The 19,481-nt window shown below is 65.0% G+C and carries 26 protein-coding genes; 16 read left to right on the top strand and 10 right to left on the bottom strand.

What is annotated here, in order from left to right; all coding sequences use genetic code 11:
- Window positions 1-41: 41 nt before the first annotated feature.
- Entirely contained in the window at window positions 42-365 is a 324-nt protein-coding gene (locus QA642_RS18650; RefSeq protein WP_283085934.1) for a hypothetical protein, read from the top strand.
- Window positions 366-422: 57 nt separating this feature from the next.
- Here QA642_RS18650 and QA642_RS18645 read toward each other — a convergent pair whose 3' ends face one another.
- Window positions 423-890: a DUF6691 family protein gene (locus tag QA642_RS18645; protein ID WP_283085933.1), complete on the bottom strand. Its 468-nt coding sequence runs from the start codon at window positions 888-890 to the stop codon at window positions 423-425.
- A gap of 5 nt (window positions 891-895) precedes the next feature.
- On the bottom strand, window positions 896-1,324 hold the full coding sequence (locus QA642_RS18640; RefSeq protein WP_283085932.1) for a YeeE/YedE family protein: 429 nt from the start codon (window positions 1,322-1,324) through the stop codon (window positions 896-898).
- A 191-nt stretch (window positions 1,325-1,515) separates the two neighbouring features.
- On the opposite strand from QA642_RS18640, the gene QA642_RS18635 reads away from it, so the two are divergent.
- The gene (locus QA642_RS18635) at window positions 1,516-2,685 is read left to right on the top strand and encodes a GNAT family N-acetyltransferase (protein WP_283085931.1); all 1,170 of its coding nucleotides are present in this window, start codon (window positions 1,516-1,518) and stop codon (window positions 2,683-2,685) included.
- Window positions 2,686-2,690: 5 nt separating this feature from the next.
- Here QA642_RS18635 and QA642_RS18630 read toward each other — a convergent pair whose 3' ends face one another.
- Window positions 2,691-3,356 carry a DsbA family oxidoreductase gene (locus QA642_RS18630; protein WP_283085930.1) on the bottom strand — a complete coding sequence of 222 codons (666 nt, stop codon included), beginning with the start codon at window positions 3,354-3,356 and terminating at the stop codon, window positions 2,691-2,693.
- Between the two features lie 80 nt (window positions 3,357-3,436).
- On the bottom strand, window positions 3,437-4,258 hold the full coding sequence (locus tag QA642_RS18625) for a helix-turn-helix transcriptional regulator (RefSeq protein WP_283085929.1): 822 nt from the start codon (window positions 4,256-4,258) through the stop codon (window positions 3,437-3,439).
- A 101-nt stretch (window positions 4,259-4,359) separates the two neighbouring features.
- Between QA642_RS18625 and QA642_RS18620 the strand changes: the two genes are divergently transcribed.
- Together QA642_RS18620 and QA642_RS18615 are read left to right on the top strand one after the other, a co-directional pair.
- Window positions 4,360-4,590 carry a hypothetical protein gene (locus tag QA642_RS18620; protein ID WP_283086922.1) on the top strand — a complete coding sequence of 77 codons (231 nt, stop codon included), beginning with the start codon at window positions 4,360-4,362 and terminating at the stop codon, window positions 4,588-4,590.
- 37 nt (window positions 4,591-4,627) lie between these two features.
- Window positions 4,628-5,026, top strand: coding sequence for a hypothetical protein (locus QA642_RS18615; RefSeq protein WP_283085928.1), 399 nt, complete (start codon window positions 4,628-4,630; stop codon window positions 5,024-5,026).
- A 163-nt stretch (window positions 5,027-5,189) separates the two neighbouring features.
- Here the strand turns inward: QA642_RS18615 and QA642_RS18610 are convergent, their stop codons facing one another.
- Complete coding sequence (locus tag QA642_RS18610) at window positions 5,190-5,744, bottom strand: SET domain-containing protein (RefSeq protein WP_283085927.1); 555 nt, start codon at window positions 5,742-5,744, stop codon at window positions 5,190-5,192.
- Between the two features lie 156 nt (window positions 5,745-5,900).
- Between QA642_RS18610 and QA642_RS18605 the strand changes: the two genes are divergently transcribed.
- The gene (locus tag QA642_RS18605) at window positions 5,901-6,506 is read left to right on the top strand and encodes a hypothetical protein (protein ID WP_283085926.1); all 606 of its coding nucleotides are present in this window, start codon (window positions 5,901-5,903) and stop codon (window positions 6,504-6,506) included.
- A gap of 3 nt (window positions 6,507-6,509) precedes the next feature.
- On the opposite strand, the gene QA642_RS18600 is transcribed toward QA642_RS18605, so the two are convergent.
- Both QA642_RS18600 and QA642_RS18595 read right to left on the bottom strand, forming a co-directional pair.
- Window positions 6,510-7,124: a DUF6321 domain-containing protein gene (locus QA642_RS18600; protein WP_283085925.1), complete on the bottom strand. Its 615-nt coding sequence runs from the start codon at window positions 7,122-7,124 to the stop codon at window positions 6,510-6,512.
- Window positions 7,125-7,169: 45 nt separating this feature from the next.
- Entirely contained in the window at window positions 7,170-7,913 is a 744-nt protein-coding gene (locus tag QA642_RS18595; protein ID WP_283085924.1) for a WHG domain-containing protein, read from the bottom strand.
- 106 nt (window positions 7,914-8,019) lie between these two features.
- Between QA642_RS18595 and QA642_RS18590 the strand changes: the two genes are divergently transcribed.
- The 6 genes from QA642_RS18590 (at window position 8,020) to QA642_RS18565 (ending at window position 12,303) form a co-directional block, all read left to right on the top strand.
- Entirely contained in the window at window positions 8,020-9,417 is a 1,398-nt protein-coding gene (locus QA642_RS18590; RefSeq protein WP_283085923.1) for a carotenoid oxygenase family protein, read from the top strand.
- A 63-nt stretch (window positions 9,418-9,480) separates the two neighbouring features.
- On the top strand, window positions 9,481-9,744 hold the full coding sequence (locus QA642_RS18585; protein WP_283085922.1) for a hypothetical protein: 264 nt from the start codon (window positions 9,481-9,483) through the stop codon (window positions 9,742-9,744).
- 76 nt (window positions 9,745-9,820) lie between these two features.
- A complete protein-coding gene (locus tag QA642_RS18580; protein WP_283085921.1) occupies window positions 9,821-10,396 on the top strand; it encodes a hypothetical protein in 576 nt (191 codons plus the stop codon).
- A 12-nt stretch (window positions 10,397-10,408) separates the two neighbouring features.
- On the top strand, window positions 10,409-10,963 hold the full coding sequence (locus tag QA642_RS18575; protein WP_283085920.1) for a septation protein IspZ: 555 nt from the start codon (window positions 10,409-10,411) through the stop codon (window positions 10,961-10,963).
- 106 nt (window positions 10,964-11,069) lie between these two features.
- Window positions 11,070-11,366 (top strand): hypothetical protein, encoded by a 297-nt coding sequence (locus QA642_RS18570; protein ID WP_092213418.1) that lies wholly within the window; start codon window positions 11,070-11,072, stop codon window positions 11,364-11,366.
- Window positions 11,367-11,382: 16 nt separating this feature from the next.
- Entirely contained in the window at window positions 11,383-12,303 is a 921-nt protein-coding gene (locus QA642_RS18565; protein ID WP_283085919.1) for an SH3 domain-containing protein, read from the top strand.
- 103 nt (window positions 12,304-12,406) lie between these two features.
- Here the strand turns inward: QA642_RS18565 and QA642_RS18560 are convergent, their stop codons facing one another.
- On the bottom strand, window positions 12,407-14,062 hold the full coding sequence (locus QA642_RS18560; RefSeq protein WP_283085918.1) for a fumarate hydratase: 1,656 nt from the start codon (window positions 14,060-14,062) through the stop codon (window positions 12,407-12,409).
- A gap of 241 nt (window positions 14,063-14,303) precedes the next feature.
- On the opposite strand from QA642_RS18560, the gene QA642_RS18555 reads away from it, so the two are divergent.
- The 5 genes from QA642_RS18555 to QA642_RS18535 all read left to right on the top strand — a co-directional run bounded on the left by QA642_RS18555 (window position 14,304) and on the right by QA642_RS18535 (window position 17,490).
- On the top strand, window positions 14,304-14,777 hold the full coding sequence (locus QA642_RS18555; protein ID WP_283085917.1) for a hypothetical protein: 474 nt from the start codon (window positions 14,304-14,306) through the stop codon (window positions 14,775-14,777).
- A 262-nt stretch (window positions 14,778-15,039) separates the two neighbouring features.
- Complete coding sequence (locus tag QA642_RS18550) at window positions 15,040-15,213, top strand: hypothetical protein (protein WP_235545139.1); 174 nt, start codon at window positions 15,040-15,042, stop codon at window positions 15,211-15,213.
- A gap of 98 nt (window positions 15,214-15,311) precedes the next feature.
- Complete coding sequence (locus QA642_RS18545; protein ID WP_283085916.1) at window positions 15,312-15,626, top strand: hypothetical protein; 315 nt, start codon at window positions 15,312-15,314, stop codon at window positions 15,624-15,626.
- A gap of 20 nt (window positions 15,627-15,646) precedes the next feature.
- Window positions 15,647-16,738 carry a helix-turn-helix transcriptional regulator gene (locus QA642_RS18540; RefSeq protein WP_283085915.1) on the top strand — a complete coding sequence of 364 codons (1,092 nt, stop codon included), beginning with the start codon at window positions 15,647-15,649 and terminating at the stop codon, window positions 16,736-16,738.
- A gap of 77 nt (window positions 16,739-16,815) precedes the next feature.
- Entirely contained in the window at window positions 16,816-17,490 is a 675-nt protein-coding gene (locus QA642_RS18535; protein WP_283085914.1) for an isoprenylcysteine carboxylmethyltransferase family protein, read from the top strand.
- Between the two features lie 295 nt (window positions 17,491-17,785).
- Here QA642_RS18535 and QA642_RS18530 read toward each other — a convergent pair whose 3' ends face one another.
- Together QA642_RS18530 and QA642_RS18525 are read right to left on the bottom strand one after the other, a co-directional pair.
- Window positions 17,786-18,493, bottom strand: coding sequence for a glutathione S-transferase (locus QA642_RS18530; RefSeq protein ID WP_283085913.1), 708 nt, complete (start codon window positions 18,491-18,493; stop codon window positions 17,786-17,788).
- Between the two features lie 186 nt (window positions 18,494-18,679).
- Window positions 18,680-19,360 (bottom strand): lectin, encoded by a 681-nt coding sequence (locus tag QA642_RS18525; protein ID WP_283085912.1) that lies wholly within the window; start codon window positions 19,358-19,360, stop codon window positions 18,680-18,682.
- Window positions 19,361-19,481: the final 121 nt, after the last annotated feature.

Raw genomic sequence — 19,481 nt, 5'->3', positions numbered from 1 at the left:
TCCCCTTCTTGTTACCGCCAAGGGCAGCTTTGGAGGAGGACATGATGAGGACGTTTACGATTGCACTGCTGGCTGGTGTCGGAGCCCTGGCAGCGGCAAGCGGCGCAAAGGCCGCTGACATCTATACGACCAGCGAATACGCCAGCCCGGATCTGATCCAGGAAGTGCGTCTCGTCTGCGACGATGCCGGCAACTGCTATCGCACCCATGGCGGAGCGCGCGTGGTCGTGCGCGACTCCTACGCCAGGATGCCGCGTGAGCGCTATTATGAGCGCCGCACCTATCGCGACTGGGACGATGGTCCGCGTGGCGGCGTCGGCATTCGCGCGCCGGGCGTCAGCGTCGGCATCGGCGATCGCTGGTAATCGATGAAACGATGATGGGCGGGACCGGGCGAGACAGCTTGCCCGGTCCCGTCCATGTCAGGTTTCGAGCGGATCAGTCGGCGCGGCGATGCGCGCCGTCGACGGAAGGTTCGCGATGAAGCGCGCGAGCACCATCCCCGCGCACATCGCAGCGACGAAGACGGAAGCCGACCGCGAACCAAATCCGAGCGCGGTGAGGGCCGGACCGGGGCAGAAGCCTGCCAATCCCCAGCCGATGCCGAAGATCGCGGGTCCCACAACAATTTTCGTATCAATGTCCCTTCGCGTCGGAACGTAGAAGCGTTCAGCGAAAAACGGACGAGCGAGCCTCAAGACACGGCTGAAGCCGATGAAGGTCACTGCGACCGCACCGGCCATCACGAAGGCGAGGCTGGCGTCCCAAGTGCCCGCGGGGATGCCGCCGACGTCCAGGAAGTTCAGCACCTTCGCCGGGTTCGACATGCCGGAGATGATGAGGCCGAGGCCGAAGATGAGCCCGATCACGAATTGAACGAGGATTGTCATCGTCGTCAGCTCCAGTGACGGATCACGAAGACGGTAGCGACGCCCGTCGCCATGAAGGTGAGTGTCGCAACCAGCGAGCGCACCGACAGCCGCGACAGGCCGCAGACGCCATGGCCGGACGTGCAGCCGCTGCCCCACACCGAGCCGAAGCCCACGAGCAATCCCGCGATGATCAGCACCGGCGTTGTCGCAGCGATCGTTTGCGCCGGCAGGCGTCCGGTCACGAGCAGAACCAGGAGTGGTGCGGCGACGAGGCCTGCGACGAAGGCGAGCCGGCCGGCGAACTCGCGGTCCTCATAAGGCGGAAACAGCCGCGCCGCGATGCCGCTGACCCCGGCGATCCGCCCCGTCGTCCACATCAGAAGCACGGCGGAAAGACCGATCAGCGCGCCGCCAAGGAGCGATGCAAAAGGTGTGAAAGGTGTGGCGATCATGGTGATCCTCCGGGGCAAGAGCGATCCTTGCGCATCCATCGGTACGGCCGGCGATCGTCCGCCCGGATGCTCAACGAGGTGTTAATATTACCACTCGAATTGAAGCGGCGTCCCAACCGTATTTTCCAATCTTTGCGCTAAGCATATCCACGTAACACGGGCTTGGCCCGCGTGAACGGGGACGACGGGACGTGGTCGACATCGCGCATGAGGCTGCGATCAAGCCGGCATCGGCCAAGCATGCCGCGGCCGTGCGCGCGCGTGTCCCGCTCACCGCGATTGACGCCAGCCAATGGCGCGCGCTGGCACAGCGCGCAGTCGAGCCGAACGGATATTACCTGCCAGCCTGGGAGCTCGCCGTCAGCGCAAGTGCGCGCGGCCGCACCGATGCCTCCGCGCTTGCCGCATATGAAGGATCCTCAGTGCGGCTGATCGGGCTGATGCCGGTGATCTCGCTCTGGCGCGCTCTGAAGATCCCCCTGCCCGCGCTGGTGAGCGCGCATCCCTATGGCACGCTGTGCAGCCCGCTGATCGACCGCGACGTCCCGATCGAGGCGGCCACGCGTCTGTTGCAGCAGGCGCGCGAGGCCGGCGCACATGCGCTCGTGCTGAACGACGTCGCGCTCGACGGCGCGGCGATGACGTCGCTCAAGCAGGTTCTGGATGACGACGGCCTGAAGCCGCGTGTGCTCAATTCCTACATCCGCGCCAGCCTCGATGCGACGCAGGATGGCGAGACGCTGCTGCACGAGGCGCTCGGCACCAAGAAGCTCAAGGAGCTGCGCCGCCAGCGTCATCGTCTGGAAGAGCATGGGCCCGTCGCCTTCGAAGTCGCGCGCAAGCCGGACGAAATCAGGCGCGCGCTCGAAACGTTCTTGCAGCTCGAAGCCAGCGGCTGGAAAGGCCAGCGCGGCACCGCGCTGGTCCAGCATGCGGGCGATGCAACCTTCATCCGCCGCGCAGTGCCCGCGCTCGCCGAGACCGCGCAATGCGAGATCGTCACCTTGAGCGCCGGCACGACACCGGTGGCCGCCGGCATCGTGCTGCGTCACCAGGACCGCGCCTTCTTCTTCAAGCTCGGCATCGACGAGCGCTTTGCAAAATATTCGCCGGGCGTGCAGCTCACGCTCGACCTCACCCGCCATCTCTGCGCCGATCCAGCCATTGCGAGTGCGGATTCCACCGCGAGTGCCGACCATCCCATGATCAATCCGATCTGGCGCGGACGCTTCGCGATCGGTGACGTGCTGATCCCGCTGCGGCGAAACGATCCGGTTGTGGCGCTCGTTCACGGAGCGCTCGCAGCGCACGGCGCCGCCTACGCGGCGGCGCGCCGCGCAGTTCGCCTGCTCCGCAAATAGGCCAGCTACTCCGCCGCCTGCGCGTTGATCTCTTCCGAGACCTGGCGGATGGCCCGAGCGAGCAGGTTCGGATCCTGCGCGCCGGAGACGGCGTACTTCTGCGCGAAAACGTAAGTCGGCACGCCCGAGATGCCCTTCTCGGCAGCCTCCTGCGCGTCGGCAGAGACGCGCGCAACGTCCTCGTCGGTGGAAAGGCGCCTGCGCACATCGTCGGCGTCGAGGCCGATATCGGCGGCCGCCTGCACCAGCACGTTGACATCGGTGAGATCGCCGCCGTCGCGGAAGTACAGCTCCATCAGGCGCTGCTTCATCTCGGGCGCCTTGCCGATCGCCTCGGCCCAGAGGATCAGGCGATGGCAATCGGTCGTGTTGGGCTGCCGCGCCACCAGCTCTGGCTTGTAGACGAGGCCCTCCTCGCTGGCCGCCGCGACGACGCGCCCGGCAATGCCCTTGTACGCTTCGACGGAGCCGAACTTCTGGGTGAGATAGGCCTCGCGGCTGATGCCCTCGCGCGGCACCCAGGGATTGAGGAAGAACGGACGGAAATTGAGCTTGACGGGAACGTCAGGCACGAGCGCGAGCGCGCTCTCGATCCGGTGCTTCCCGATATAGCACCACGGGCACACCACGTCGGAGACGACATCGATCTGGAGCGGTTTGAGCGTGCTCATGTCAGGCGCCTCCTTCGGGCGGTGCGGTTTGCCCCAAGATAAGCCGAACCCGCCCTGAGGCAAGGGCGCCGGATATAGCGCTAGGACATGGCTGCGGCCATCTGCTTGAGCCGCTCGGCCGTGCGTTCATCCGCCGGGAAGAACGTCTCCAGCGCCAGCTCGGACAGGGTGATGTCCACGGGCGTGCCGAACACCATGGTGGTGGAGAAGAAACTTAGTATCTCTCCATCGTGGCGCAGCTTGAAGGGGATCGCGACGGTATCGCTGGGCAACGGCGCCGAGCGCGCTGGAATGGGATAGCTCTTGAGATCGTTGTAGAGCTTGATCAGCTCAGGATCGGCCGTCGCCTCGCATTGCCGGTGCAGCCGCTCCAGCAGATGTCCGCACCATTCCGCGAGATTGACCGTGCGCGGTGCCAGCGCCTCGGGATGAAAGGCGAGCCTCAGTACGTTGAAGGGCTGGCCGAGCAGCCGCTGCGGGATGCCGTCGAGCAGCGGCGCGACCATGCGATTGGCGGAGACCAGGTTCCAATGCCGGTCGACTGCCAGCGCCGGATTGGGCTCATGCGCTTTGAGGACGAGGTCGATCGCCTGGCGGGCCGATTTCAAGGCGGGGTCCTCCAGCGGGCGCTGCGGGAAGGCCGGCGCGTAGCCGGCGGCGACCAGCAGGACGTTGCGTTCGCGCAAGGGCACGTCGAGACGCTCTGCGAGCTTCAAGACCATCTCGCGCGAGGGCGCAGCGCGCCCGGTCTCGACAAAGCTCAAGTGCCGCGCCGAGACTTCGGCCTCGCCCGCCAGATCGAGCTGGCTCATCCGGCGGCGCTGCCGCCATTCGCGCAAATGATCGCCGATATGGACCGGCTGGCTGCGTTCGGCCTGTGCCGTGGATGCGTGTGCGTTCATGACCAGAAACCTAGCATGCGGATTTCACCCCTTCCATTACCCGCGAGGTAATCGAATTGGGGCGCGGGCGCGCGCATCTTCGGTCGCAACAGGAGATGACCATGATCGCGCTGCTGCTCTACCGGACCGTTGCGGACCACGTTCTGCCCTGGGCGATCGCGCTCGCCACCCGCATGCTGGCGCGCAGCCTCAACATGCCGGAGCCGCTGGTGCATTCGACCGGCGACTATGTCGTCGCGCAGGTTGTCGCCTTCGAGCACGGCATCGGCAGGAGCCTCTGCCCGTTCCGTATCGCCCGCCTGCTCCGCGCCTGGTGGCGCGGGCTGCACTGAATTCCACCCCGAGCCCAACCAGCCAAGGAGACCTACGATGATCGACGCATCCACCTTCCTGCGCCGCGCCCTGCTCGCCGACGCCGTCTTCAGCAGCATCGCCGCCCTCGGCTTCACCTTCGGCGCAGGCGCGTTTGCCTCGCTGTTCAACTTGCCCGAAGCACTGCTGCGCGAGACCGGCCTGTTCCTGATCGCCTACACCGCGCTGGTCGGCTGGCTCGCCTCGCGCGCCTGCCTTGCAAAGCCGCTCGTGCTGCTGGTCGTGATCGGCAACGCGGCCTGGACGGTCGCCAGCATCGCGCTGCTGCTCTCGGGCACGGTGTCGCCGAACCTTGCCGGCGAGCTCATGGTCGTGGCGCAGGCGATCGCAACCGGCGTGTTCGCCGAGCTGCAATATGTGGGATTGCGGAAGAGCGGGAGTGCCGTGGCGGCGTGAGGCCACATCCGCGACTGTCGTCGCCCGGCTTGTGCGCAATTGCGCACTGGACCGGGCGACCCAGTATTCCAGAGGCCGTAGTCGTATGCGGAGGTCGTGCGGCGTATTGGATGCCCCGGTCAAGGCCGGGGCATGACACCTGAGCTGGACGAACGAGCTTGCGCTACGCCTGCGCGCGGGCCTTGCCGAACGCGTGACCGTTCAGCTTCTTCTTTTTGACGCCCTTGGCGGGCGCCTTCTTGGCCTTGGCTTCCGTGCGCGCCTTCACCTTGGCGCGTTCGGCCCGCGCCTCGGCGCGCAGCTTCTTGCGCTTGTTCTCGCAGGAGGTGCATTTGCAGCCGATCGGCTTCAGATAGGCCTTGAAATAGTCGGTGCCGTAATCGTAGTTGATCTCGTCGCCGGGCTCGATGTTCTTGATGGCACGGATGAACACCTTGCGCTCGCGCGGCCGGACGTCGGACTCGGCGTTGGGCCGGCAGGAATGATTGATGTAGCGCGCCAGATTCTTGCGCACCGAGCCGTCGATGGTCCAGCGGCCGTTGAGCTCGAACAGATATTTGTTCTCGATGTCGTCCTGCTCGGGAATCCGCGAGTCCAGGATCGGTCCGAAATAACGGATGATCCGGGTTCCCTTCTTGATCGGTTTGGTGGCGAAGAGGCCGAGTCCGGTCTTGGAGCGGCCGACGCGATAGGATTTGTTCGACGATGTGGCTGGCATGATCAAAAGAACGAGGACGCGGCCGGATGAGCCGAAGCGAAGCCGCTCTTCTAGAACGATTCCGCGGCGCTGTCAGTTGTCTCACGACCTTGTTCGAACCTTGCCCACAATCAAGACGTCTGATGGGATGAGTTCCGCCTGTCTCGAGGTTTCGCCATGATCCGCACGACCACCGCATGCATCGCTGTGTTGCTGACGTGCACCGGCCTGGAGAGTGCCGCCGCCCAATCCCTGGGCAGCACCTACACCTCGACCGCGCCTAAGACCTGCCGCCAGATCGGCAAGCCCAGCGAGCTCGACGGCAGCACGACGCGGGTCTGCCCGGGCAAAGGCGGCCTGATCGTGCTGATCGCCGAGGACGATCTGCGCGAGATCGTCTCGTTCGGCCGCAGCCGCAAGATGGCGGCGGAGGAACCGGCGGCACAGACCTGGTTCGGCCCGTTCAATTCATCCGAGACCACCGTCGAATGGCGCGCCGCGGGGACAAAGCCGTTTGCGATCATCCAGCGCTGGCACATTGCCGACAACAACGATCCCGACAAGAAGGGACGGCCGAACACCAAGGCCATGCTGGTCGTGACGCGGCTGCCGCCGGGGCCGGTCTGCCATGTCGCCTATGTCGATGCGATCGCCAATCCCGACGCCAACGAGCTGGCGCGCAAGGCCGCCGACGAATTCGCCCGCAGCTTCACTTGCGGCAAGGACGAGGTGAAGATCATCGGCAATCGCGGCCGCGCCGTCGAGCTCGCAACGATGCGCTAGACGCTAGCCCTTGGCCCTGGCGCGGCGATAGCGCGCCAGCAGGCGCTCGCCCTTTGCCGCGATGCGCCGTGCCGCCGCCACCGTCTTCGGCACGGGCTCGCCCCAGGCATGCGCCGAGAGCGCGTGACGGGTCGGCTCGCCCTTGGCATCGACCAGCGGCGGCAGTTTCGCGCGGCCATAGAACCGCACCGCCCAGCTGCCCTTCCGCCGCATCTCCTGCGGTGTCATCTCGGATTCTTTCTTGGTGACGCCCGGCCGCAAGTGAGCGCCCTGCTTGCGCGCAAACGCCTTGCGGCCGGCCGCGGTCAGGCCGCCGCGCGGATCCTTTTCCCGTGCCGGCGGCTTGCGCTTGGGCGAGGACTTTGCCGCCTCTTTCGTGGTGCGCTTGCGGCTCTTCTTCGTTGATTTTTTCTTTGCTGACGTCTTCGCCTTCGAGGATTTGGAAGTCTTCTTCGCAGCCATGCGCATGTTGTCCACGAGGTTGGGATAGCGGCGGCCGGCGCGGCGGGCGCGCGCCTTCGCCGCCGATTTCTGCGCGGGCGTGAGATGCTTGGATGTCTTGCCCGCGCGCTTGCGCGGATTGGTGCGTTTCCAGGGAGCGCGCGGTGATCTTGCCATGCGGCGTCAACGCCTGACCACGGCAAGGGTTGCCTCGCCCCTCGATCAGGGACCAGGCGGCTTGCCCTGGATGGGCGCAGTCAGCATAGCTTCGAGCAGCCGCTCGGCCGTCGTCCCCTCGGGCAGCCGCTGCAAAATATCTTCGAGCCGGCCGTCGAGCAGCAGCATGGTGAAACCGTGCACCACCGACCAGGCGCGCGCGATCGCGGCGCCCTGGTTCAGCGTCAGTGCATCGCCGCTGATCTGCTCCTGCCGCATCGCGCCGATGGCATTGGCGAGTCCGGCAAACGAAGCCTCGGCCGCCTCGTGCAGCGACGGTCTGGAATAATCGAGCCGCTCGGTGCGGAACATGATGCCGTACATGCCGGGATGCGCCTGTGCATAGGCCACGTAGGCTTTCGGCCGCGCCAGCGCGCGCTCGAGCGGCGTGGCGGCGGCGTTGCACGACGAGGACATCGCCGCGTTGAACTGGCGGAAGCCGACGGCGGCGAGCTCGCTGACGAGACCGGTGAGATCGCCGAAATGATGCGTCGGCGCGGCATGCGAGACGCCCGCCTCGCGCGCCACCGCGCGCAATGTCAGGCCGGCAAGCCCGTCGCGCTCCAGCACCCGTTCGGCGGCCTCGAGCAGCGCCTCGCGCAGGGCGCCGTGATGATACGGCGTCTCGGTTTTCGCACTCGCTGGGCGGCGCGCAGGGCGCGACGCCGCGGTCGACGTTGTTCTTCTGGGGGCACGTGGGTGACGCGCGGTCTCGCCCTTGGTGTCGCTCTTGGTGTCGCTCTTGGCCATTTGCAAGCTATATGACGCAATATTGACAGTGTAAAGATTTCACTTGACGGAAACCGCGTTCGGCTTTATTCGATCTTGACGATGTAAAGATAAGGAGGGATACGCCGTGCAGCAGGACGCTATCGCCGAGCGCCGCCACAACCTCGGCCCGATTCCATTCGAGGCCGACGCGCCCTCCCTCAAGATCGTCGGCGAATTGCCGCGCGAGCTGAACGGCACGCTTTATCGCAACGGGCCCAATCCGCAGTTCGATTCTCCCGGCGCGCACTGGTTCGTCGGCGACGGCATGCTGCACGCTTTCCACCTCGAGAACGGCCGCGCCAGCTATCGCAACCGCTGGGTCCGCACGCCGAAATGGCTCGCCGAGCACGACGCCGGCCGCGCGCTGTTCGGCGGCTTCGGCCGCAAGCTGCCGGATGCGCCCGCAAACCTCATCGACGGCGGCGTCGCCAACACCAACATCATCTTCCATGCCGGCAAGCTGCTTGCGCTGGAAGAAGCGCATCTGCCGACCGAGATCGAGCCGGGCACGCTGGCAACGCGTGGCTATCACAACTACCAGGGCCGCGTCGCCGGCAGCTTCACCGCGCATCCGAAGGTCGATCCCGTCACCGGCGAGCTCGTGTTCTTCGGCTACAACGCCGCGGGACCGCTGACGCCTGCCCTCTCCTATGGATCGATCGATGCCTCCGGCAAGGCAACGCGCTTCGAACGGTTCGAGGCGCCGTATGCCAGCATGGTGCACGACTTCATCGTCACCGCGAATCATGTGCTGTTTCCGATCCTGCCCATCACCGGCAGCATGGAGCGCGCGATGAGCGGACGGCCGCCTTATGCGTGGGAGCCGGACAAGGGCGCCTATGTCGGCGTGATGAAGCGCAGCGGCACCGCCAAGGACATCGTCTGGTTCCGGGCTGAAGCCTGCTACGTCTTCCACGTGATGAACGCGTGGGAAGAGGAGAACCGCATCATCGCCGACGTCATGCAGTTCGAGGAGGCGCCGTTGTTTCCGCATCCCGACGGCCGGCCGACCGATCCCGAGAAATCGCGCGCCCGCCATTGCCGCTGGACGTTCGATCTCTCAGGGAATACCGACCGCTTCCGGCAGACTTATCTCGACGATCTCACCGGCGAATTCCCGCGCATCGACGATCGCCACGCCGGGCTGAAGAGCCGTCACGGCTGGTACGCCTGCGCCAATCCAAAACTGCCGATGTTCGGCGCGCTGTCGGGCATCGTCCATGTCGACGGGCACGGCCGGCGGCTCGGCCACTATCTGCTGCCCACTGGCGATACCATCTCCGAGCCGGTGTTCGTCGAACGCTCGAAAGATGCACCCGAGGGCGACGGCTGGCTGCTCGCCGTGGTCTGGCGGGCGCGGGAGAACCGCAGCGACCTCGCTGTGTTCAACGCGACCGATATCGAGGTGGGGCCCGTCGCGCTGGTGCAGCTCGGCCACCGCGTGCCCGATGGCTTTCACGGCAACTGGGTGGGAGCGGCGTAGCGCCCGGTCATTCCGGGGCGCGACGAAGTGGCGAGCCCGGAACGACGGAAAGAGGAGTTTCCCATGCACTTGCCCACGATGACCGCGGTCTGTCTGGTCATCCTCGCTATGGCCTGCGCCGCGCTGGCATTCTGGATGATCCGCCTGCGGCAACGGGACCATGCCATCTTCAACGGCGGCATCGTGCTCGGCGTGGGCGTTTTGGTCGCCTCCGCGCTGCCGATCCTCTCGCGCCTGCCCTGGGCGGAATTGGCCGACGAGGCGTCCGACCAAGCAGTTGCAGCGCTTCACTTTTTGGAAGTCACTTACACCATTTTGACACTGTAAAGATTTTACTTGACCCGCCGTCGCTCCTGAACTATTGATCTTTACACCGTAAAGATCGACTTGACCGAGGCGGCCCATGGCGATTTTCCTGATCCTCGCGCCCTACGGCGCTTTCACCTTCCTCATGCTGGTGACATCGGCCGCGGTCAGCGTCTTCGCGGCCTCCGCGATCTGCCTCGCCACTGTCGCGATCGATGTGGCGCGCGGCCGCTCGGTGAAGATCCTCGCCCTGGGCTCGGCAATCCTGTTCGCCGCAATCGGCCTCTATCTGGCGCTGCTCGATCCCGCGCTTGGCACGCTCGGTGTCAAACTGTCGGTCGACATCGGCATTTTCGTCATCTCGCTCGGCTCGATGCTGGTCCGCCGTCCCTTCACGCTGCAATACGCGCTTGAATCGGTCCCGGCCGAGACCGCGGCGATGCCCGGCTTCCGCTACGCCAATTACGTCATCACCGGCGCCTGGACCGCGGCCACGCTGCTGATGGCGGCTGCCAATCTCGTACTGCTCTACATCCCCGGTCTGCCGCTCTGGTCGAGCCTTGCGGTGGCCTTCGCCGCCCGCAACAGCGCGATCTACTTCACAAAGTGGTATCCCGAGTATCGCGAGATCAAGTACGGTACGCCGTCCGGCACACTGCCCGCCCCTCGCTGAACAGGACCAACGATGAAGGACGTATTCGCCCGCCTCGCCTCCGACTTCCTCTCCGCGATCGTCTTCCTGGTCATCTACCTCATCACCGACAATGTCATCCTGGCGACGTCGGTGGCGATCGCCGGCGCGGTCGCGCAGGTGATCTACGCCCGGATCAAGGGGCAGCAGCTGAACTACATGACCTATGCGAGCCTCGCTCTCGTCGTCGTGCTGGGCACGGTCACGCTTTTGACCAACGATCCCCGCTTCATGCTGGCAAAGCCCTCGATCGCGCATTTCGCGATCGGCGCCATCATGCTCAAACGCGGCTGGATGCTGCGCTACATGCCGCCGATCGTGGTCGAGACCGTTCCGGAATATGTGACGGCCGCGGGCTATGCCTGGGCGGCGCTGATGTTCGCGATCGGCGCCGGCATGATCTTCGTAGCTTCGACCGGCGATCTGAAGCTGTGGGCGTTCTACATCACGGTGGTCGCGGGCGGCGCCAAGATCCTGGCCTTTGCCGTGCAGTATGTGGTTCTCAGGCTCATCGTCACCAGCCGCCGCCGTGCGGCCGCCCGCGCCTAAATGCCTCCAATGCGGGGTTAGGCAGGAGCTGCGAGTTGGGCTATAGGCTCGCCCAGGACTGGCCGCGGATCGTCGCGGCCCGCCGGGATCTGTTCGGGAGACGGGAATGGCCGTAGACGGCAACTGGAATCTGACCATGACGACGCCGATGGGCGAGCGGCAGGCGACGCTGACCCTGCTGAGCTCCGGCGGCACGCTGACGGGCACGCAGGGCGCCGATGGTAATTCTGCCGAGATTTTCGACGGCACCATCAGCGGCGATGCCATCAACTGGAAGGTCTCGATCACCAATCCAATGCCGTTGACCCTCGAGTTCATCGGAAAGGTATCCGGCGACAGCATGAGCGGCGAAATGGGCATCGGCCCGATGGGCAGCTTCCCGTTCACCGGCGCGCGGGCGTAAAGACCGCGCTGCATCCATGCGTGCGCTCTGTCTCATCGCGGCAACGATCCTGTGTGTCGCGACACTTGCGGCGCGCGCGGATGACACCGAACCAGCGTGGCGCGCAAGCGCGCTCGCCATGGTGCCGGCAGGTTATGTCGCGGGCCTCGCCTACCGCACCGAAGGCGCGACCGGCTATCTCGCGGTCTATCCGGCGACATCAAACGATCCGAAGACACCGGCAAGCGTGTTCGCCGCACGCCAGGTCCTCGTCGTCACGTTGACGGCGGATGCGACACGCGCGATCTCGGCCGCGTTGAAGCCGCGCACCGAGCCGGCTCCTGACAACGACGACGCCGACTTCGCAAAACTGCACGCCGATCTCGCCGCAAAACGCGCCAGCCTGCCCGAAGGTACCGAGCCGTGCGATCTCGGCGCCTGGTCCATCGACAAGGACCCGAGCGGTCTCAACGTGCGGGCTGAACCTTCAGTGAAAGCGCGCATGCTCGGCACGCTGCCGCCGCCCTATCGGCTCAAGCTCGGCGGCGCCGAGAACACGCCCGACGGCGGCTGGCTCACCGAATTCCGCATCGTCGGCTTCAGGGACGGCTGGTTCCTGATCGAAGGCGCGAGGCCCCCGGGCAAGGACTACGAGGACGAGACGCGATATCCGCGCAGCGCGCCAAAACCCTATGCGGGCCGCGGCTGGGTCGCGTCGAACAAGGTCGGCGCGAATTACGCCAATGGCTACACGCGCGCGGGCGGGCTGTTTCAGGCACCTTTCGTCGACGCCAAATGGATGCCAGCTCAGCACGAGCTTGGCGGCCCGATTGACGGCGACGGCGGACCGAAGCGGCTCATGGCGTGCAGCGGCGCCTGGGGCCTCGTCGAGAGCTACGACGGCGTCCGCGGCTGGTGGCGCGCGCTGTGCTCCAACCAGGTCACGAATTGCAGCTAGCGGCTTCGCCGATAATGCATCTCGTCATACGCGGGCTTGACCCGCGTATCCATCTTGCTTGAAGAGAGCGATGGATGGCCGGGTCAAGCCCGGCCATGACAGTTCAGCCCAGATTCAACTCCTTGAAGAAGTCATTCCCCTTGTCATCGATGATGATGAACGCCGGGAAGTCGACGACTTCGATGCGCCAGATCGCTTCCATGCCGAGCTCGGGATATTCGAGCACCTCGACCTTCTTGATGCAGTGCTCGGCGAGGTTCGCCGCGGCACCCCCGATCGAGCCGAGATAGAAGCCGCCATACTTCTTGCAGGCCTCGCGCACGGCCGGGGCCCGGTTGCCCTTGGCGACCATCACCATCGAGCCGCCGGCGGCCTGGAACTGGTCGACGAAAGAATCCATGCGGCCCGCAGTGGTCGGACCGAACGCGCCGGAGGCGTAGCCCTCGGGCGTCTTGGCGGGACCGGCGTAATAGACCGGATGGTTCTTGAAATAGTCAGGCAGCGGCTCGCCCTTCTCCAGCCGCTCGCGCAACTTGGCATGCGCAGAGTCGCGCGCGACGATCATGGTGCCGGTCATCGAGACGCGGGTCTTGATCGGATATTTCGAGAACGTCGCCAAAATGTCCTTCATCGGCTGGTTGAGGTCGATCTTGACGACCTCGCCGCCGAGCGACTGCTCGACCTGCGGCAGATACTGCGCCGGGTTGTGCTCGAGCTCCTCGAGATAGATGCCGTCCTTGGTGATCTTGCCCAGCACCTGGCGATCGGCCGAGCAGGACACGCCAAGCCCGATCGGCAGCGATGCGCCATGACGCGGCATGCGGATCACGCGCACGTCGTGGCAGAAATATTTTCCGCCGAACTGCGCGCCGACGCCGAGCGACTGCGTCATCTTGTGGATTTCCTTCTCCATCTCGACGTCGCGGAAAGCGTTGCCGTCAGGCGAGCCGTGGGTCGGCAGCGCGTCGAGATAACGGGCGGAGGCGAGCTTCACCGTCTTCATGCAGAGCTCGGCCGAGGTGCCGCCGATCACGATGGCGAGGTGGTAAGGCGGGCACGCGGCGGTACCGAGTGTGAGAATCTTCTCCTTCAGGAAAGCGAGCAGCCGGTCCTTGGTCAGGACGGAAGGCGTCGCCTGGAACAGAAAACTCTTGTTGGCGGAGCCGCCGCCCTTCGCCATGAACATGAACTTGTAGGCGTCGTCGCCCTCGGCGTAGATCTCGCACTGCGCCGGCATGTTGTTGGCGGTGTTCTTCTCCTCGTACATCGAGAGCGGAGCCACCTGCGAGTAGCGCAGGTTGCGGCGCAAGTACGCATCGCGCGCGCCTTCCGACAGCGCCGCCTCGTCGTCACCGTCGGTGATGACGTTGCAGCCTTTCTTGCCCATGATGATCGCGGTGCCCGTGTCCTGGCACATCGGCAGCACGCCGCCGGCCGCGATGTTGGCGTTCTTCAAAAAGTCCAGCGCGACGAACTTGTCGTTCGGACTCGCCTCGCTGTCTTCGAGGATCGAGCGGAGCTGCTTCAGGTGTCCCGGCCGCAGATAATGATTGATGTCGCCAAAAGCCGCCTCCGACAGCGCCCGCAGCGCCTCGCGCGACACCACCAGCATGTCCTTCCCCAGAACCTTCTCGACCCTGACGCCCTCGGACGAAATCTTCTTGTAGGGCGTCTCGTCCTTGCCGAGCGGAAACAGCGGCGTGTGCTTGTAGGGCGGGACGGGCTTTGACTGGTCGGGGAAGGCGGTGGGAGCGTTCATGGGGCAAATCTCGGGGTTTTGGAGCCCTGGCGGGCCCTAGCATAGAAGCGTTCTAAGCTTTTTTGCCGCAAAGGGAAGGCGTTCCGGCGCGGCCGGGGCATCCGGATTCGGCAGCCTGACATCCTTTCCAGCGACGTCAGCAGTGCAGCGTGGCCATCATGATGCTCGGGAAGACCTGGGTGCACCCCTTGCGCTCCGGGCGCGACGAAGGTTGAATGCGCGCCCTCAGGGGCTTTTCATCATGATTTTCAAACTGAACATCCGCGGCGCGATCCTCGTCGCCGCCGCCATCACCGGCCTTGTGACCCTCGCCTCGCCCGCGCGCGCCGACCGGTGCGACGACAGCGCCAAGGAGCTGGCGAACCAGATCGATCGGCTCAAGGTGAATTTCCGTGCCGGCAACATCGTGTACCTGACGCATCCCTCGGCCAAGGAGCTGTCGGTGGGCTGTCGCGGCGACAAATATTCGATCGAGCTCTATGCCAAGGGCGACCGCAAGCCGACGCCGGAGTTCTTTAATGTGGTCGGGTCAATGGCGGCGATCGTCTTCACCGTGACCAAGGACGACACCACGACCGGCGCGACACGCTGCCTGAAGCGGATGGGCCTCTTGCGCGGCGACAAGATCACGATGCGCTACCGGCGGCTCAACATGGAATGCACCCGCACCAAGACGGATGCGTCGATCGCGATCACGCGCGGCAAAGACGAGTAGAAGGGGCGCTCGCTCTTTCCACATACTCCGTCATTGCGAGCGGAGCGAAGCAATCCAGACTCATCCCGCGGAGGGATTCTGGATTGCTTCGCTGCGCTCGCAATGACGGATGAGAGAGTTCACGTTCTTCGAAATCGCACAGCGAGCGGACGACGACAGCAGTCCTCGCCACACCATTCCCTCGCATTTTAACAATTGCCTTGAAGGAAATTTCGCTCCTGCCGGGGCAGGGTCAATTGTTTCCATGTGTGAGGATTTGTGGATGAGCGTTTCGACCGTTGCGCCGCCGCCGATCGCGATCGTGGTGCCGAGCTACGACACGACCAAGCAGCAGGACGACCAGACCAAGACCCAAGACACCGACCCGACCTACAAGCCGCAGCCGCCCGCGCCGCTGCCGCCGGGCCAGGGCACGCGGATCGATCAGCTCGCCTGATCAGTCCTTCCCAAGTTGAAACGCCCGATCCGGTCGATCGGGCCTTTCGTGCGTCCGGCCGCACCTTCGCGGGATAGCCGGGTCAATATCCTGCGCGGTTGACCCCGCGGCCCACGCAGCAGAACACGATCCTCTTCATCGCCGTGGCGCGCGCTGTTGTCGTCCGCCGCAACCTCCATTGGCCGCCGGCCCGGCTGTTCCTCGCCACGTCCGCCCTCCTCGCCGCCGGCACCCGGCCGACCTCGTTCAGCATCCGCAAAGGCGGCGCTGAACCGAGGGGGCACCTGCTCAGTCACATCAAGTGTGATCCGGCTCATCAAAATTCCGCATCCGGCGTGCTCATCTGCGAGACCGACGAGCCGGTCCAGGCGCCCACGGGACAAGCCAATGGAACTGCAAACCAATGGAACTGAATGACAAGCTGCTCTCGCTGGTGACGGACATCTACGATGCCTCGCTCGACGATTCCCGGTGGACGACCACGCTTGGCAGCATCGTCGATCTGGCGGGCGGCCAGAGCGGCGGCTTGGTCCGGATCGGAGCCGGCGGCGAGGCCGTGATCTCGCACGCCGTCGGTGTCGAGCCCGCCTATATTCAGTCCTACATCGAAACCTACGAACCATTCGATCCGTCGCGCGGCGTGCTCCACGCGCCGGTTGGCCAGATCCAGACGATCCGGGACTGGATCGATGTCGACGAATTCCGGACGACAACGTTCTACAACGAATGGACCCGGCCGCAGGGTCTCGAGGACGCCGCCAATATCCTGCTCGACAAGTCCGCCGACGGGATATCCCGCCTCTCGATCATGAAGGCCGGAGGTGCCGTCGATCGCAGGATGTATCAGGTGATCTCCCACCTGACTCCGCACATGCAGCGCGCCATGCTCGTGAGGCAGAAACTGGAGCAGCAGAACACATTGGGGACAGCGTCGGCCCGGACGCTCGACGCCCTGCGAACCGCCGTCCTGCTGTTCGATGCCAACGGAAATATCACCCACTCCAATGAAAGCGCGCGGGAGCTTCTCGATGGCGCCGACGTGCTTCGCTCTGTTCGCGGCCGGCTCGTGACCTCAGACCTGAATGCCGATCGTGTGGTGCGGCAAGCGCTGGCGGGGACCGCTGTCGGCGACGGGGCGACGACGAGCGCGAGCATCTCGCTGCATCTGACGGCCCGCGACGGCTCGCATTATGTCGGGCATCTCTTGCCGCTCACCGCCGGGCGCCGGCAAACGTTCGGGGCCAGCTATGAGGCCTGCGCCGTCCTGTTCGTCAGTAAGGCAGCGATCGATACGATCGTCGCGCCCGACCTCATCCGCAAGCTGTTCAAGCTGACGCCGACCGAACTGCGTGTCTTCCTCGCCATCGTCGAAATCGGTGGGGTTCCTGACGTGGCCAGAAGCATGGGCATCGCCGAAACGACCATCAAGACCCATCTCACCCGGATCTTCACCAAGACCGGCACCAAACGGCAGGCGGATCTGGTTCGGCTCATCGCGGCCTTTACACCGCCCATCAAGATCTGATGCCGGCCCGTCGCGTCGGCCGCATGTTGGCCGGAAAAAATCTCTATATAACAGCCTGGGATGGAGCCGGATCGAGCATGATCGCCCGACTGCTGTTGCAGAACATGATTTTCACCGTCGCGATGGGTGCGTTGCTGTTCGCTTGCGCCGGGACCTTGCACTGGCCTTCGGCCTGGGTGTTCCTCGTCACCTCCGCCCTGATCGGCCCGCTCTGTGGCTGGTGGCTCTACCGGCTCGATCCGGCGCTGCTGGCGGAGCGCCTTCGTCCGGTCATCCAGAAGGACCAGCCGCCGGCCGACAAGGCCTTCGTCGCCGCCCTTATCGCGGCGATGCTGGCCTGGCTGGTCGTGATGGGGCTCGACCGGCGTTCGCTTTGGTCCGACATGCCGATGGCCTTGCAGGTCCTCGGTTTCGTGCTGTTCGTGCTCTGCATGCTGTTCACGATGTCAGTGTTCCGCGAGAACTCGTTCGCAGCGCCCGTGGTGAAGCTGCAAGCCGAGCGCGCACAGCGGGTGATCTCGACCGGTCCATACGCCCATGTGCGCCATCCCATGTACAGCGGCATGGTCCTGTTCTTCGTGGGCCTTCCGCTGCTGCTTGGCTCGTGGTGGGGACTTGCGATGGTGCCGCTCTTCCTCTCGCTGTTTGCGGTCCGCATCGGCATCGAGGAGCGCACGCTGCGCGAGGGCCTGCCGGGCTATGCCGACTATACGGCACGAGTGCGCTACCGTTTGCTGCCGGGCGTGTGGTGAGCGCGCATCACGCCACTGCGCTCTGCACGGAAAAACGCTGCCCTCCTCCGATCGACTGACGTCGCCGGATGCGAACCTCGCTAGAGGAAACGCGCACCCACACAACGGGAGACGCGACAATGTTCTGCAAGCCGCCCTGTCCCGACGAGCACGACCTCGCACCCGATGATTCGAGCCAGCGGCCTGGTCACGAGCGCTCGCAATTTGCTGGAAACCATCAGGTTTTCGGGCGAATGATCGCGCCCGAAACGGCCGGTCCGGAACGGGGGCTGCCGCCAGCCTCCGTCCGGACCGGCTAATTGTCGAGCTCGCGGTAGCGGCGGAAGATGCCCTGCTCGTTGAAGGGAATGCGGCGTTCGCTTGCGAGATAGGCTTTGATGTTCGGCCGCATGGCGATGCGGTCGTGCAGGCCGACGAGGCCCGGAATATCCGTCTCGAACGTCTTCATGCGCTTCGGAAACGCGTAGCGCAGCCCGGCGACGATCTGGAACAGCGAGAGATCGACATAAGTCAGCCGGCGCCCCGTAACGTAAGCGCCACCGTTGCCGGCGAGCAGCTGCTCGAAATAGCCGAGATATTTCGGAACGCGCTCGTCCCAGAAGTCGACGGTGCGCTTCTTCGCTGGCGCCTTCTGGTCCTCGTAGTACATCGACGGCCCGAGCGGATGATGGGTGTCGTGGATCTCGACCACGAGATCGGTGATCGTGAGTTGAAGCTGATGCACCCAGAGCCGGCCTGCTTCTGTCTTCGGCGCGAGGCCGTGGCGGCTGCCGAGATAGAGCAGGATGTTCGCGGTCTGGCCGATGACAAGCTTGCCGGCCTTCAGGAATGGCGGGGCAAAGGGCGGCGTCCCGCCATCCGCGTCCATCATCTTCATCATCGCACTTGTGCCGCGCGGTCCCCGCGCGACGTCGACGTAAGCGGCCCCCGCCTCCTCCAGCGCCAGCCGCACATATTCGCCGCGGCCCTGGATCTCGGGCCAGTAGTAGAGCTCGTATTTCATGGGAGGGTCCGTGAGCGTGGGGGCGATCGGACCAATGTAGCATGCGGCGGAAGGTTCCGTCAGGGTTGGACGGAACGGCGACGGCACCAGCACACTGTCATTGCGAGCGAAGCGATGCAATCCGGAGTCTTTCCGCGGAGACAGTGTGGATTGCTTCGTCGCTTCGCTCCTCGCAATGACGAGGCCTCAATTCGCCGCGAAGCAATACAGCAGCCCGTCACCGCCGGTGCTCTTCAGATCGGCCTGCGAGCAGCCGCCATCGGGACCGCGCGAGGGGTGAGAGCTGTTCCAGGACTTTGACGGCTCGTCGTCGCGCAGGCCCTTACGATCGGCATGGCCGACGACCGCCGTGCCTTGCGTGCTCGACGTCCAGTTCTTGCAGGTCTTGTCGTCGCCGGCCGCAAACGCCGTGCCGTCGGGTTGCGTTCCCGTGAGGATGTCGTGCCGGTTCGGCGTATCGCCAGCACCGTTGTTGACCTCACCCTTCTCGCTGAGTGCCGTCTGCTTGGTGAGATTGTTGGCCGGACCATGCAGGTCGGCAACGTCCTTGGCGATGACCGTGCCCTTGGCATTCTGCCACGGTCCCTTGCCGATGCGATCACGGGCGTTGACGGCCGGCTTGCCGTCGGCGGCCTGCGTCGAGAGATAGGCGCGCCAGGTCTTGGCACCGGCGCCGGCGGCCTGAGCGAGCCTCGCGCACTGCGCATCGGCTCCTTCCAGGCCGCCAAGATCGGCGCCCTTGCCCGGGCCGCTGGAGGTCACGAAGAATGTCATATCAGCTGACTGCGCGTGCACTGATTGCGCCGCGAGCAAGGCCAGCGCGAGCGCGAGCCCTGAAATCGTCACGGATCTCTCGATACGGATCATCTTGTCCTCCCAGGACTGTTTTTGGTTCGCCGCCTGATTTCAACCCGAGCCGCGCCCGCTTATTCCGATGCCGCGCTGCGAGACGCCCAAAAGAAAAGGGCGCCGTGCTGGAGCACGACGC

The sequence above is a fragment of the Bradyrhizobium sp. CB2312 genome (genome assembly GCF_029714425.1).
GTDB lineage: Bacteria > Pseudomonadota > Alphaproteobacteria > Rhizobiales > Xanthobacteraceae > Bradyrhizobium.
Note: the sequence above shows the minus strand (reverse complement) of the source record. Positions and strands in the feature narration are given on the sequence as shown.

Excerpts from the sequence above, each read along its gene's own strand:
- QA642_RS18650 (WP_283085934.1), top strand. The coding sequence starts at position 42 with ATGATGAGGACGTTTACGATTGCACTGCTGGCTGGTGTCGGAGCCCTG.
- QA642_RS18645 (WP_283085933.1), bottom strand. The coding sequence starts at position 890 with ATGACAATCCTCGTTCAATTCGTGATCGGGCTCATCTTCGGCCTCGGC.
- QA642_RS18640 (WP_283085932.1), bottom strand. The coding sequence starts at position 1,324 with ATGATCGCCACACCTTTCACACCTTTTGCATCGCTCCTTGGCGGCGCG.
- QA642_RS18630 (WP_283085930.1), bottom strand. The coding sequence starts at position 3,356 with ATGAGCACGCTCAAACCGCTCCAGATCGATGTCGTCTCCGACGTGGTG.
- QA642_RS18625 (WP_283085929.1), bottom strand. The coding sequence starts at position 4,258 with ATGAACGCACACGCATCCACGGCACAGGCCGAACGCAGCCAGCCGGTC.
- QA642_RS18620 (WP_283086922.1), top strand. The coding sequence starts at position 4,360 with ATGATCGCGCTGCTGCTCTACCGGACCGTTGCGGACCACGTTCTGCCC.
- QA642_RS18615 (WP_283085928.1), top strand. The coding sequence starts at position 4,628 with ATGATCGACGCATCCACCTTCCTGCGCCGCGCCCTGCTCGCCGACGCC.
- QA642_RS18610 (WP_283085927.1), bottom strand. The coding sequence starts at position 5,744 with ATGCCAGCCACATCGTCGAACAAATCCTATCGCGTCGGCCGCTCCAAG.
- QA642_RS18605 (WP_283085926.1), top strand. The coding sequence starts at position 5,901 with ATGATCCGCACGACCACCGCATGCATCGCTGTGTTGCTGACGTGCACC.
- QA642_RS18600 (WP_283085925.1), bottom strand. The coding sequence starts at position 7,124 with ATGGCAAGATCACCGCGCGCTCCCTGGAAACGCACCAATCCGCGCAAG.
- QA642_RS18595 (WP_283085924.1), bottom strand. The coding sequence starts at position 7,913 with ATGGCCAAGAGCGACACCAAGAGCGACACCAAGGGCGAGACCGCGCGT.
- QA642_RS18585 (WP_283085922.1), top strand. The coding sequence starts at position 9,481 with ATGCACTTGCCCACGATGACCGCGGTCTGTCTGGTCATCCTCGCTATG.
- QA642_RS18580 (WP_283085921.1), top strand. The coding sequence starts at position 9,821 with ATGGCGATTTTCCTGATCCTCGCGCCCTACGGCGCTTTCACCTTCCTC.
- QA642_RS18575 (WP_283085920.1), top strand. The coding sequence starts at position 10,409 with ATGAAGGACGTATTCGCCCGCCTCGCCTCCGACTTCCTCTCCGCGATC.
- QA642_RS18570 (WP_092213418.1), top strand. The coding sequence starts at position 11,070 with ATGGCCGTAGACGGCAACTGGAATCTGACCATGACGACGCCGATGGGC.
- QA642_RS18565 (WP_283085919.1), top strand. The coding sequence starts at position 11,383 with ATGCGTGCGCTCTGTCTCATCGCGGCAACGATCCTGTGTGTCGCGACA.
- QA642_RS18560 (WP_283085918.1), bottom strand. The coding sequence starts at position 14,062 with ATGAACGCTCCCACCGCCTTCCCCGACCAGTCAAAGCCCGTCCCGCCC.
- QA642_RS18555 (WP_283085917.1), top strand. The coding sequence starts at position 14,304 with ATGATTTTCAAACTGAACATCCGCGGCGCGATCCTCGTCGCCGCCGCC.
- QA642_RS18550 (WP_235545139.1), top strand. The coding sequence starts at position 15,040 with ATGAGCGTTTCGACCGTTGCGCCGCCGCCGATCGCGATCGTGGTGCCG.
- QA642_RS18535 (WP_283085914.1), top strand. The coding sequence starts at position 16,816 with ATGATCGCCCGACTGCTGTTGCAGAACATGATTTTCACCGTCGCGATG.
- QA642_RS18530 (WP_283085913.1), bottom strand. The coding sequence starts at position 18,493 with ATGAAATACGAGCTCTACTACTGGCCCGAGATCCAGGGCCGCGGCGAA.
- QA642_RS18525 (WP_283085912.1), bottom strand. The coding sequence starts at position 19,360 with ATGATCCGTATCGAGAGATCCGTGACGATTTCAGGGCTCGCGCTCGCG.